Source organism: Bacillus sp. JS (assembly GCF_000259365.1).
GTDB lineage: Bacteria > Bacillota > Bacilli > Bacillales > Bacillaceae > Bacillus > Bacillus stercoris.
Genome location: NC_017743.1, coordinates 2,012,531 through 2,027,290 on the forward strand (window position 1 = coordinate 2,012,531; position 14,760 = coordinate 2,027,290).

Sequence of the window (14,760 nt, forward strand, 5' to 3'; positions counted from 1 at the left end):
AAAAGGATGATGTTATCATTCCCTAGTGTCCTTTATCCATTCTTGTACAAACAGAAAGACGGACAGAGAATGCATGCCTCTGTCCGCTAATTTGCTTATCGTTTTTGCAGTATCGCGTTATTTAAAGTGATCTTGTCTATTATGTCGAGGATGATGTCAGCATTCTTTTCAGCATATATTCCTTCCAGCATGTCTTTATGAGCGCCAAAGCCCGTGTACTCACTGTAGGTTCCACAGGCTCCCTCCCATTTCGTCAAGCCTGTATGTCCGCTGGTTTCGGTTTGAATTCCAGCTTCAATGAAATGAATGTTTGCTTTGATGCGCCCTTCATTCAGCAATTGTGCCCAATATGCCTGATAGTTTCTCTTTTTCTTGATCACCTTTTCTCTGACCGCTTCAGGCAGATATGCTGCAGATTCGTCATTTCCTGTATCGATAGGCAAAGACTGTTTTTTGAGATAAGCGTCCACGATAATGAAGTCGCTGACTTCCAATCCTTTGCGCTCCATAGCCTGTGCCACTTCAAAAGCCAGGTTTCCGCCTGCGGAGTAGCCTAATAAAACGTATGGGCCTTCAGGCTGTATGTCCGTGATGCAATTAACATATTGTTCAATGCGGGTGTCGTGTTCTATAAAGTGAAATCCGTAGACAGATGCCTTGTCATTCAGCAATAAAGCAAGGTCTTTGAAATAAATGCCAAATCCTGATATCGGCGGGAAGCAGAACAGGTTTTGCGCGCCGTGCTGGTTCAGTTTGATCACATGCTGTTCATTTGCGTCTGTCAGCTGTTTAGAGTAAAGTGTTTCGGCAAGCTGAGCGATTGTCGGATGTTCGAATAACAAATCAATCGGTATATCAATTTGCTGCTGGTGCTTCAGTGTGTGTATGACCTGCAGCGCTTTTAGTGAATGTCCGCCAAGTGCAAAGAAGTCATCATCAACACTGATTGTGTTGACACCGAGAACATGCTTCCAAATGTTCGCCAATTCTTCCTCAACCAAGTTTCTTGGCAGTATGATGTCCTTCCGTTTGTCAGGCTTATTTTCTGGTATAGGAAGAGCGCTGCGGTCTATTTTTCCGTTTCCGGTAAGCGGCATCCGGTCCACACGCACCCAGTGCTGCGGGATCATATAGTCTGGGAGCACACGCGCCAAATCGGCACGTATCTCCTTTTCTGTTCGTTTGTCATCGCCGACGTAATGAGCGTACAGCTGTCCCTGTCCATCAATTTCTCTCATTGTCACTGCCGCTTCCTGCACACCTTCCATTTCTAACAGGCGCGCTTCAATTTCGGCGGGCTCAATTCGTTTTCCGCGGATTTTCATCTGCCTGTCCATCCTGCTGATGTATTCTAAGTTTCCATCGGGTAGCCAGCGCGCCAGATCACCGGTACGGTATATTCTTTCTCCAGGCAAGAAAGGATGTGGAGAAAAAACAGCAGTTGTCAGATCTTCTCTGTTCAAATAGCCTTTTGCGACTCCATCGCCGCCTACACAAAGCTCGCCGGGAACGCCTATTGGCAAAAGTTGCCCTTTTGCATCTAAGATATAAGCGGTGCTATTGCTGATTGGTTTCCCGATCGGAATCGGCCCTGCATAATCTCTTTTCATCTTAAAAAAGGTTGAAAATGTCGTGTTTTCCGTAGGTCCGTAAATATTATGAAGCGCAAGATCAGGACAGGCATGTCTGACAGCATTCATCAGGGCGGGAGAGAGTGCTTCTCCTCCGACATATAATGTATGGAGCCCGCTGAACATGTCTGCTCGTACCTGTGCCAGCTGATTAAAAAGAGCTGTCGTTAAAAATAGCACGGTGATGTCATTTTCAATCAAATACGCCCCAAACCGATCAGGTGACAGCAGTGTCGATTGATCAATGATATGAAGGCTTGCACCATTTAATAGCGCCCCGAACATTTCAAAGGTGACGGCGTCAAAGCTGATAGATCCAGTCAGAATAAATCGGTCATCAACGGACGCAGACGTGTAATTGCTGTTTTTGACAAGGGACACGACATTGCGATTGGTGATCATGACGCCTTTTGGCCGGCCTGTTGATCCTGAGGTATACATGATGTATGCAAGATCGTCCGGGCTGGAGGTGATATTGATTGGGATATCGTTCTCTTCCATCAATCCCTGCGCATCTGAAATGATACATGTTCCTGAGAACGCAGCGTTTTGCTCCAGTCCCTTTTGAACAATCAGCATTTTTGCTTGCGTTTCCTCAAGCATAAAGCTGACTCGTTCAGGAGGTAGCTCAGCATCAAGCGGGAGGTATGCTCCCCCTGCTTTTAAAACGGCAAGCACACTGATGATGAATTCGGCAGAATGAGCAGCCAATATGCCGGCTGTCTCGTTCTTCCGAAACCCTTTTTGATATAACGCTCTGGCGAGTGAATTAGAGCGTCTATCAAGTTCTTCATACGAAAAAGTCAAATTCCCACACACAAGTGCGATATGGTCTGGCGTCTTTTCTGCTTGTTCTCGAAATAAATCGATAATTGTATGATTCTTTGGATACTCTGTTTTTGTATTGTTGAACTGTGTGACAATCTGCTCTTTTTCTGTTGCATCAAGAAAAGAAAAATCAGCAATTGGCGTATCAGGGTGATGGGCCGCTGTGCTCAGCGCTTGTGTAAATTGCCTTTTGATACAGCTAATCCAGGCAGCATCGTAAACGAACGCATTATAGCTGAATTTGATGACAAGTTCTTCGCCGGGAGCAACGACAAGATTAAAGTGATATCCTGATTGCTCAGATACTTGTACTTGATCGATTTGCAGCGGTGAATCGGTATGATCAGCGGATTCGGCGATTTTCTGCTGTAACGGATAGTTTTCAAAGACGATAATGTGATCAATCAGTTCCTGTTTTAATGAGGTGTTTGCCTGAATATCAAATAAAGGCTGACAGGTAAACGGCTCAGCTTCCAGCATTTCTTTCTGGCATCGTCTGAGCAGTTCTTGGAACGTTTCGTCTTGCTGTGTTTTAATGCGAACCGGAATGGTATTGATAAACAATCCTATCATTTGCTCCACGCCCGGAATTTCTGACGGTCTGCCTGATACAACCGCACCAAATACAACGTCGTCGGTGCGGTTATATTGCTGGAGCATAACGCCCCAGACGGCCTGAATTAGGGTAGCGAGGGTGACGCCGTGTTGTTTGGCACTCTCTTTCAGCTTGTCAGTCAGTGACTTACTTAATGAAAATACCAAATCTTCACGGAGATACCCCTCTTTTGTTTCTTTATCAGACACACGAGGCAGCGGTGATGGGGTGCTGTAGTTTTTTAAATATGAATCCCAGTACTCCGCCGCTTGTGCTTTGTCACGGTTTGTCAGCCAGGAAATATAGGTGCTGTACGGACGGACAGGGGCTAAAGAAAGTGTTTTACCTGTACAGATAGATTGATAAATCTGCATAAATTCCTGAAGTACGATGCCAAGGCACCAGCCGTCCATTAAAATGTGATGATGGCTCCAGACACAGACATGCTCCTCTTCAGCTGTTTTGAACAGAGAAATTCGCATCAGCATGTCTTTTTGCAAATCAAAGCCTTTTTGTTTGTCTCTTTCCTTAAAGCATTCAATATACTCATTCTGGTCGTTTGTTGGCAGATGGGAAATGTCTTCACTGCACAAATGAAATTCGCGTTCAGTCATCACGACTTGCCGAGGTCCCGACAAATGCGGGACGTGCGGCAAAAAGACGGTTCTGAAAATGTCATGGCGGTCGATGATGGTTTGAATGCTGCGCTGAAACCATTCATAACTGAGGCTTCCTTTAATGGTGAAGAGCGACTGTTCAACGTATGCCCCTTCCTCTTTACGGAGGAAGGAATGAAAGAGCATTCCCTCCTGCATGTGACTCAGAGGATAAATGTTCTTGATTTTTTTGATGTTATTCATAATGTCTGCACCTTTCTTCACGGATTCATTAGTGAAAACTGAGCATATCAGCAATCTCTTGCAGGGCGTCCTCGGTTAGTTCTTGGTCATCAAAATCACTGATGGTCTTTTCTGTTTCTCTTTTGTTCTGGCAGTGTTCGATCAGCTGTAATAAACATTGACGGCATGTTTCGCTAAGCTGTTCGATGGTTTTGTGCTCAAAACGGGTAGTGTCATAAGTCATATTGACAGTCATTTTCCCTTCTGCAGCGATTGCACTGATATCCAGTAACTGTTCACGATTCCATGTTGTGCTGATATCATCTCCTGCACCAAGCGGAGAGAATGAGAAGGAGTCCTCTTCAGGTACTTCAGCTGGGCCGCTGCTTTCAAATTGCCCCAGATAATTGAAGCTGATTTCTGGCGTGCCTGTGAAATTGATGTCTTTTTTGTCAGGCGGCGTCAAATATTTAATGACACCGTAGCCGAATCCTTTGTCCGGTACGCGTCTCAGTGTATCTTTTGTTGTTTTTAGCACATGAACCATGTATTCTTCCGAAGCTGGCAAGTCTGTGTTCAGTTTAACCAATAACGGATAAATGGCGGTAAACCATCCAACCGTACGGCTCACATCTATCCCGTCTAATACACCCTCTCGACCATGTCCTTCTAAGGATAGTTTGAAGGCGGATCGATTGGTCCAATGGTGCAGCGCAAGAATGACAGAAGACAGCAGCATGTCCTGCGTATCAGTGTTATATGCGCTGTTGGCGTCTTTTAAGAGCGCAACTGTCTCTTTCTCGTTTAAGGTATACGAAATCGTGGACCGTTTTCTCTCGTTTTCTCTGGTTCCGCCGATTTGATCAAAAGGCAGTGCTTCTGTTTGATATTCTTCGGTTTCGCGCCAATACTTAAGCTGTTTCATTAGCTGCTGGCTTTCAGCGTAGTCAGAGAGCTTTTTCGTATACGCTTTAAATGAGCTTGTTTTAGGCGGCAGCTGAATCTCTTCCCCGCCTGCAGCTTGACGATAGCCTAAAGCCAAATCTTCTAACAGCACTCGCCACGAAATACCGTCAACAACGAGGTGATGAGCAGATAAAAATAAGAAATCACCGTCAATTGTGTGAAATAGACCGGCTTGCAGCAGCGGACCATTTTTCAAATCCATTTTCTGCTGAATATCAAGTACATGGGTTTTGATAAGAGGTTCATACGGTCTATTACCATCAGTGCCGTCTGGAGCCGACAAATCAATAATCTGAAGGCCGTACAGCGCGTCGTCCGAATGACTGAGCGGCCGATTATATTGACTCCACTTTCCTTGTTCATTCTGTGTAAATACCATCCGCAGCGCATCATGATGACACGTTATTGCTTTTAACGTTTTACGAAGTGCTTCCTCTTGTACAGAAGTGCTCCGATGCAGCATAACGGACTGATTAAAATGGTTTCTTTCTTTTATCTCTTGAGAAAGAAACCATTTTTGAACAGGCGACCATTGTACGTCTCCCTCAACCGCAGCTTGGCTGGAACTTGTATCTGAATCACGGATATAAGCTGCCAGTTCTTGAATGGTCGGATGGCTAAACAAATCTTTTACTGCCAGTTGCTTTCCTATCCGATGAAGCCGTGCGGATACTTGTAACGCTTTGATCGAATCTCCTCCAAGTTCAAAGAACGAATCAGCAGTTCCGATTTTTTCTGCCCCCAGTACTTCTGTCCATATATCCGCCAGTATTTGTTCCATCTTGCTGGCTGGCGCGAGGAATGGACGTTCAGCTCCGCTCTTCGATACGGGTTTCGGAAGTGCTCTGCGATCCAGCTTGCCGTTAGGCGACAATGGAAGTGCATCCAGTTTTTCAATAAACGCAGGGTGCATAAACACCGGCAGCTTGTTTTGTAATTCTGAGCGTACAGTATTTGCGCTCAACTCTGGTTTTGTCACAACATAAGCGCTTAATTCGGTTTGTCCTGACGCTGTTACATGAGCAACTACTGCGGCGTCTTGTACACCGTTTATACAACGGATGACCGATTCAATTTCTTTCGTTTCTACACGGTATCCTCTAATTTTGACTTGATCATCGATTCTTCCCAGATATTCGAGTGTTCCGTCGGCCATCCATCTGGCGGCGTCTCCTGTTCGGTACATTCGTGTTTCAGGTTTGAATGGGTTCTTTATGAAGGCTCTCTCTGTCTGTTCCGGAAGATTGACGTACCCCCTTGCAAGCCCTGCTCCAGCGATACAAAGTTCTCCCGCAACACCGATTGGCTGAAGCTGATGACTGCTATTTAAAATCAGTACTTGGGTCCCGTCAATCGGCTGGCCGATACTTACGCATGTCTGCTTTTCCATATGTCTCATGACGGTAGTTGCCACGCTGTTTTCTGTAGGCCCATATTCGTTGGCGAGTTCGGTATGCGGACAAATGGCCAAGCTGCGGTGGATCAATTCGCGGTCAGCTGCTTCTCCCGCTAGTGTCACGACTCTAAGTGTCTTTACATCTGCCGGCTGCACTACGTCCAAAAGCGCTCGATATAAAACAGGCACAATAATCATATGTGTAATCCGGTGACGAGACAGCTGATGCTTAATGGCCAGAATGTCCTTTGCTTCCTCTTCATGAAGCAGAACTGCTTTTGCACCTGACAAAAGCGGTGTGAACATACTAGTTAAAAAGCCGTCAAATGAGAAAGAAAAGAGCTGCAGGATGGCATCTGTCTCGTTGAATGCATAAGCGTTTCGCCGCCACAGAAGCGTGTTGGCAATCCCTTTATGCTCGACCATCACCCCTTTTGGACAACCCGTCGTTCCTGAAGTATAAATGATATAAGCCAAATGATGGGCAGACGACACTTGCGGCAGCGGCGATTTGTCATAAGCCTCCGCGCTCTCTATCGTCAAGACCTCTCCTTCAAAATCAGCAAGTTCTCCCCAATCCGCTTCATTTACTGTCATTAGCAGTTTCGTTCCGCTGTCGCTTAGGATATAGCGTTTCCGTTCCGCCGGGTATGCAGGATCAATGGGCACGTAACAGCCTCCGGCTTTCCACACACCAAGTATGGCTGCCACCATACTAAACGAACGATGCACCATGATGCCTACTGGTGTGTCCGGTTTAACACCTCTGCTGCGTAATGTGTGTGCGATTCCATTGGACCACTCGTCTAGCTCCTGATAAGTCAGTGTTTTGTCTCCGCTGACAAGTGCAGACGCTTTTGGTGTTCGCGCAGCTTGCTGTTCAAACAATTGACTGATGGTTTGTATTTCGTACTGATTCGCTTTCCCGGTGTTAAACTCATTGAGCAGCTGGTTCCGCTCTTCTTGTGTCAGGACGTCGATATGGTTGAGTGTCACCTCCGGGTGTTTGCCGATAATGCGAAGTATATTTGTCAAGTGCGACGCCCAGCGTTCAATGGTGGTTTTCTCAAACAGTGCTGTTGAATATTCAAAAAGGAAATGGATGTTTCCGTCACCTTCAGATGCTTGTAATGTTAAATCGAACTTAGACACGAGATGAGAAACTTGTGCCGGCTTCATTTGCAAATCATGCAGTTGCAATGGCTCGTAATCATTATTTTGGACAACTAACATGGCATCAAACAGCGGGTTTCTGCTCATATCCCTTGTCAATTCAAGCTTATCGACAAGCTCTTCGAACGGATAATCCTGGTGCTCATAAGCTTCCAGTGCAGTCTCGCGCACTTCCTGCAAATACTGTACAAACGGCTTCCCGCCCTCCGGGCGTGCCCGCAGCGCCAGCGTGTTCACAAACATACCGAGTATCGGCTCGAGATCCTTGTGCGGCCGGCCGGCAATTGGCGAGCCGACGATGATATCTTCCTGTCCGCTTAAGCGTGACAATAACGCTGTGTAGGCCGCAAGGAGCACCATGTACAGTGTGCTTCCGTTCTCCCGTGCCAGCTTGTGAAGCCCTGATGCCGCTTCTTGATCAAGCGTAAAGGAGACCTTGTCACCCGCAAAGCTTCGCACCGGCGGGCGGGGTTGATCAGCCGGGAGATCCAGCACCGGCAGCTCGCCCTCGAGCTGCTTCAGCCAGTACGCCTCCTGCGTTTTGTACGTGTCTCCTGTTTTGAATCCTTCTTGCCATACGGCATAATCTTTATATTGAATATGAAGCGCCGGAAGGGCCCGGTTGTTGTACAGCTCTCCGAATTCCCGAATCAGAATGTTGACGGAAACACCGTCTGAAATGATGTGATGCATATCAACCAGCAACAGGTGCCGCTCATCTGATACCTTTACGATTTGGGCACGGAACAGCGGCGCTTGGCTGAGATCAAACGGCTTGATAAACGCGGCTGCGGCCTCCTGTTCGGTTTGGTCGCCGAGAACTGTCGTCTGTAATGTGAACGGCACCTCGTCATGGATGCGCTGCACCGGCTCACCGCCTCCATCCTGTTCAAAGGAGGTCCGCAGCGATTCGTGGCGCTTGATCAGCTCTTTGAAAGCCCTGTCCAGCCTTTCTGGATCAAGCTTCCCTTCCAGTTCTAATACAGCCGGCATATTGTAGCCGGTCCCTCCGTCCTCCAGCTGCTGAAGGACATAGATCCGCTTTTGGGCAGATGAAACCGGATAGGTCTCACGCTGTTCCGTCGGCTTTATTGCTTCATATGGACTGTCCGTTCCTTCACGGATAACAGAAGCCAGTCCTTCTATCGTCGGATGGGCAAACACATCTTTCAGCGGCACCTGTACATCAAATTCTTTTGAGATTCGGGAGACAAGCGCCGTTGCTTTTAAGGAATGTCCCCCGCGGTCAAAGAAGTTGTCGTGAATCCCGACAGGGCCGTTTTTCAGGACGTCTTCCCACAGCTGGGCAAGCTTCATCTCGGTCACATTTCTTGGCGCTGTGTAGGTCTCTGCATCTGCCGCTCCGTTAGGAGCTGGCAGGGCGTTCCGGTCCAGCTTTCCGCTTGGCGTAACCGGCCACTGTTCCATCTCGATCATATGGGCTGGGATCATGTAGCCCGGCAGCCGTCTCTCAAGCTGCGCCCGCACTTCGTTTCTCGGGAGTCCTTCTATATAAGCGCATAATTCCGGCTCGCCGCTGTCTGTCCGTACGGTAACGGCCGCCTCCCTGACGCCTTCTATGCTTCTAAGCGCCGCTTCAATTTCTCCAGGCTCAATCCGGTAGCCGCGGATTTTCACCTGATCATCCGTGCGGCCGAGGAATTCCATATTCCCGTCAGGGAGCCAGCGGGCTATATCCCCTGTTTTGTACATGCGTTCCCCCGGGTAAAACGGGTCCTCAAGAAAACGCTCCTCCGTTAAGGCCGGCCGATTCAAATAGCCTCTGGCCACACCCGCTCCGGCAATGTACAGTTCGCCGATACATCCGGCAGGCAGCATCCGATGCTTCTGATTGAGAATATACAATCTGACATGGTGAACAGGTTTGCCAATAGGAATTCGTTCAAGTTTTTCATGCATCGGACAATCAAAGAATGAAGCTTCTACAGTTGCCTCTGTTGGCCCGTAGGAATTGGTTAATGCAACATTTGGAAGCAACTCGCTAAATCGGGAGACGAGATGGGCCCCCAGCTGCTCTCCACCGGAAAACACCCGCTTGAGTCCGTTTGGCTTCTTCATCGGTACAGAGCGATTTTTTATATGTTCTAAAAAGGCATGTAGCATTGAAGGCACAAAATGCATAGCTGTGATCTCTTGTTCTTCTATGGCCTTTGCGATCACTTCAGGTTCTTTTTCGCCTCCCTGAGGAAGCAGATAAACAGAAGCACCGGCATAAGGCCACCAAAACAGCTCCCATATTGAAGCGTCGAATGAATAAGATGTTTTATGCATAATCACATCTGATTGCTTCAGTTGATAACGGGACTGAAGGGAATTCAAAAAATTCACCGCTGATCGATGTTCAACTTCAACGCCCTTAGGCATCCCGGTAGAGCCGGATGTATAGATGACATAGGCTAAAGATTGCGGGAGAACGTTAACATTCGGATTGGACAAACGATGTTTCAGCCCGTTATTTGTCCGATTGAGATAAAGAATCTCTCCTGCAAATGCCGGAACATGAAGGCCGTCAGACTGAAGCAAGAGAATGTTTGTACCGCTGTCTTTGAGCAGAAAGCTGATTCGTTCTTCCGGATAATCCGGGTCAATGGGCAGATAAGCGCCGCCCGCTTTAAGAATGCCATAAATGCCAATCAGCATTTCAGGCGAACGCCTTCCCATAATGGCAACTGTTGTTTCAGATTTTACTCCCCGTCCAATCAGCTCCCAGGCGATACGGTTAGCCTGTTCATTCAATTCTTTATAGGTCATCGCTCCAGCTTCAAAGATAACGGCTGTCTGATCAGGCGTTTTTGCTGCCTGCTGTTCGAGTGCATGGTGGAGCGTTTGATTCATCAGATAGCCCGTCTCCTGAACCGGATGGCATGCTTCAATGAACTCTCTCTCTTCTCCTTTTGTTAAGATTGGAATGTTGTCCAATTCTGTTTCAGGACTGGCAGCTGTGTGTTCCACAAGCGTGGTGAAAAGGCCGGCCCACCTTTGGATGGTTTCTTTCTCAAACAAAGCTGTACTGTATTCAAACTGACAGAAAAGTTCGGAATCGTGTTCTGTAACATACAAGGAAATATCGAATTTTGATATTGGATGATGCAAGTCCTTCCATTGAAGCTGTACATCTTTCATTTTCAGCTTTTGCTGTTCCATATTCTGAAGGACAAGCGTTGTGTCAAACAGTGGATTCCGGCTCATTTCCCGCTGTACGCCGAGTTTATCCACGAGCTCTTCAAACGGATAATCCTGATGCTCGTACGCTTCCAGTGCCGTTTGTCTGACTTCTTTCAGAAATTCTTCAAATGTCTTATGACCGGCCGGGCGTGTGCGGAGAGCCAATGTATTGACGAACATCCCAAGAACAGCTTCAAGATCGGCATGGGGCCGTCCGGCGATAGGTGAACCAATTACGATATCATCCTGAGCGCTTAACCGTGATAAAAAAGATGAATACAAAGCGAGCAGTGTCATGTAAAGTGTGCTGCTGTTTTGATGGGCGAGCTGTTTTATCCGGGACGTGAGCTCTTTATCCATTTGAAAGGTTACTTTTCCGCCTGCGAATTGCCGTTCTGCCGGACGGCGTTTATCTGTAGGGAGCTCTAGTACAGGGAGGTCTCCGCTAAACTGCTGCAGCCAGTAAGTCTCCTGCTTTTGATACGAGTCTCCCTTTCTAAAAAGCTGCTGCCAGACGGCGTAATCTTTATACTGGATCCGCAGCGGCTTAAGCTGCCGTTTTGCATAAAGATCGGTGAATTCTCGGATTAGGAGCTGAACGGATACGCCATCTGAAATAATATGGTGCATATCTACCAGCAATACATGCTTCTCGTTCGACACTTTTACAAGACCCGCTCTAAATAACGGTGCTTGATTGAGATCAAAGGGACGAACAAATCTCTCGATATCGGTCTCTCTGCTTAATTCAAACGGTACCTCGGTGTGAATACGCTGAACAGGCTCGCCATCTGCCCCGGATACAAAGGAAGTTCGAAGAGGCTCATGCCGACTGATCAGTTCTTTACATACAGCAGACAGGTTAGCGACATCCAGTGTCCCTTCCAGTTCTAAGACCGCAGGCATATTATAGGCGACACCCTCATCAAGCTGCTGAAGCACATAGATCCGTTTTTGAGCGGAAGATACAGGATATGCCTCCCTTTCTTCTGCCGGTTCAATTGCTGCATACGGATTTTCTTCTGCATTTCGAATGATTGAAGCTAACCCTTCCACTGTCGGATAGGCAAAAATGTCCTTAAGCGGAACTTGCACATGAAATTCCTTTGCAATCCGTGACATCAGCACTGTTGCTTTTAGAGAGTGGCCGCCATGATCAAAAAAGTTGTCTTGGATGCCTATAGAGCCATTCTTCAGCACATCTTCAAATAGTTGTGAAAGCTTTGCCTCTAACAGATTACGAGGGGCAGTATATGGATTTCCGCTGATCGAAGCATCTGGCTCTGGAAGTGCTGATTGATCTACTTTGCCATTTGGGGTAAGAGGTATGCTGTCAACCCATACCCATTTCGCCGGAATCATGTATTCTGGCAGCTCACTAGCCATATAGCTGCGTAAATCTATTGCATTCAGATTTTGTACACTGCAATAGTAAGCGCATAATTCATATTCACCGTTTTCATCTTGTCTGATGAGAATGGCAGCCTCTTTTATGTCCGGATGATTCATTAACGTGACTTCGATTTCTTGCGGCTCAATTCGATAACCCCTGATTTTCACTTGATTGTCTGCCCGTCCGATATATTCGATGTTGCCGTCTTCAAGCCGTCTGGCCAAATCACCTGTACGGTACATGATCGCACCAGGCCTGAATGGGTCGGATGAAAATTTGTCGCGTGTCAGTTTATCGTGATTGACATACCCTCTGGCAACACTTGCGCCGGAAATATAGAGTTCACCTGGTACGCCGTATGGCTGCAGCTGTTTTTGGTGATTCAAAATATATAGATCAGTACAGCTTATCGGTTTACCGATTGGCGGAAACTCCGGAATAGGGTCTCCCGGATGAATGGTATACGTTGATACGACATGAGTTTCTGAAGGTCCGTAATGATTGTGCAGGTGTATGTCGCGTTCACGTAACACCTCTTGGAAAAGGTCTGAAATCATTAATTGTTCCCCGGCTGCAATCAAGTGTTTGACGCCATAAGGAAACGAGTTCGCCAGTTGCTGCTCGCTGAAAATCATTTTGATAAAAGCAGTTGGGAGAAACACAATATTGGTCTGTTGCTTGTTTATAAATGCAAACAGCTGAGGCACATCTCTTTTTATGGCTTCTGGCACGATGTGCAGTGTGCCGCCTTTAAGAAGCGCAGAAAATATTTCTTGATAGCAGACGTCAAAGGCAGGTGTCGCAAATTGCAGAACATCTGCTTCGAAATCAATGCCAGAGTGTGCATATTCGAACTTCAGCAAGTTAGCCATGTTTCGATGCTCAAATTGAACACCCTTTGGTTTACCTGTTGTACCTGACGTATAAATGATATACAGCAGATCGTCAGCATTATTGATTGACTTCATGTTACTGCCGTCTTCTTTGCTTTCGATATCTTCTGCATGAGTGATAATATAATTGTTTTCTAACGATGAGGAGAGATGCGCTTGTGAAACAACATGCGAACAGCCGCAGTCATTTAGAATATAACGGATTCTTTCAGCTGGATAATACGGATCAATCGGAACAATAGCGCCGCCTGCCTTTAAGATTCCAAGAACGCCTGTGATAAACGCCGCTGAGCGTTCCATCATAATCGCAACGGGCTCCTGTCTCGCAACACCCTTCATTCGTAAATGCCGCGCCAATTTGTTAGCCGATTTATTCAGTTCTTTGTATGTTAACGAGCAGGCTTGATCAATTACCGCATAAGCATCCGGCGTCTTTTCTGCTTGTGTTTCAAACATGGCATGGATGGTTTCGTAAACTGGTGTTCGATCTGCGATTTCTCCAATCAGCTGCCGCTTTTCAGTGTCTGTCGTAATCTCGATTTCGCCAGGTGAAAGATTCGGATTGTGTAAGATTTGCGATACAACATTCAGAAGATGCTCCTTGACAGAAAGCACAAAAGACCGATCATGCTGCTCAGCATCATAGCTCATTTTCATATGGATTTCTTCTCCTGGCGCTACCATAAGATAAAAGCTGTAATTGGTTTCATCTGCCACAGTGAAGTTATGAATCTGAAAAAGATCTGAAGCATGGTCCTGTTTGTTGAGCATTTGAATCTCTTGCTGCACCGGATAGTTTTCAAATACGAGAATATGGTCAATCAGCCCTTGCTTAACCGCTGAACGGGCTTGAATCTCATATAAAGGATGGTAGCTGTATGCTTCAGCGGCAAGTCGGTCTTTTTGCATATCTTTTATGAGCTGTAGAAATGGTGTTTTTGCCCCCTGCACCCGAACCGGTATCGTGTTAATGAAAAGACCTACCATTTGTTCAATGCCTTCGATTTCGGCGGGTCTTCCAGACATGACAGAACCGAATACGGCGTCATCATGATTATTATATTTTTGAAGCAGAATGCCCCAAATGGTATGGAAAATCGTACTGAGTGTCACTTCTTCTCTTGCTGCAAGCTCCGAAAGCCTGCTGCTTTCTTTCTTAGAGAATGAAAACGTAACGTGTTCCTGCCTGCTTCTCCCTTTTGTTTTTTTCTGTTTTGGGAGCATGGTTTGCTGTTCATAGCCGGAAAGGTAATGATCCCAATATGAAACCGCCTGCTCTTTGTCTTGCTCCATCAGCCATTTGATATACCTTCCGTATGGCTGAACCGGCTCTAGTGATATAGCGGATTCATTTACATAAGATGCATAAATATGAAGAAACTCCTTTAACACAATGCTGAGGCACCAGCCGTCCATCATGATGTGATGAAAGGTCCAAATACAAGTGTATTGGCCCTCTCCTGTTTGAATCAGAGTGATGCGCATGAGCAGATCTTTTTGCAAGTGAAACCCTTGAGCGCGGTCTTTTTCTTTCAATTGTTCGATAAACTGTGATTGCTTCTCTTTGTTTAAATGCGTAATGTCTTTTTCCTGCACGACGACATTGCGTTCTCTCAGGACAACCTGCTGGGGAGAGGAAACATTTTGACTGATAAAAATCGTCCTGAAAATATCGTGTCTTGCGACAAGAGCATTGATGCTGTTTTGAAAATACTGCGGATTGACTTTTCCTGCTATTGTAAAAGAAGCTTGCTCAACATATGCCTGTGAATCTTTTTGCAGGAGGGAATGGAAAAGCATCCCTTCCTGCATGTAAGACAGCGGATAAATATCCTGAATTGAATTCGCTTTTGTCATGTT

The 14,760-nt window shown here is 46.5% G+C and carries 2 protein-coding genes; both read right to left on the reverse strand.

Going from position 1 to position 14,760, the window contains the following annotated elements; all coding sequences use genetic code 11:
• Positions 1-95 precede the first annotated feature (95 nt).
• Positions 96-3,935 carry a non-ribosomal peptide synthetase gene (locus MY9_RS10050; protein WP_081483622.1) on the reverse strand — a complete coding sequence of 1,280 codons (3,840 nt, stop codon included), beginning with the start codon at positions 3,933-3,935 and terminating at the stop codon, positions 96-98.
• Positions 3,936-3,942: 7 nt separating this feature from the next.
• Complete coding sequence (locus MY9_RS10055; protein ID WP_014664163.1) at positions 3,943-14,757, reverse strand: non-ribosomal peptide synthetase; 10,815 nt, start codon at positions 14,755-14,757, stop codon at positions 3,943-3,945.
• Between the last annotated feature and the right edge of the window lie 3 nt (positions 14,758-14,760).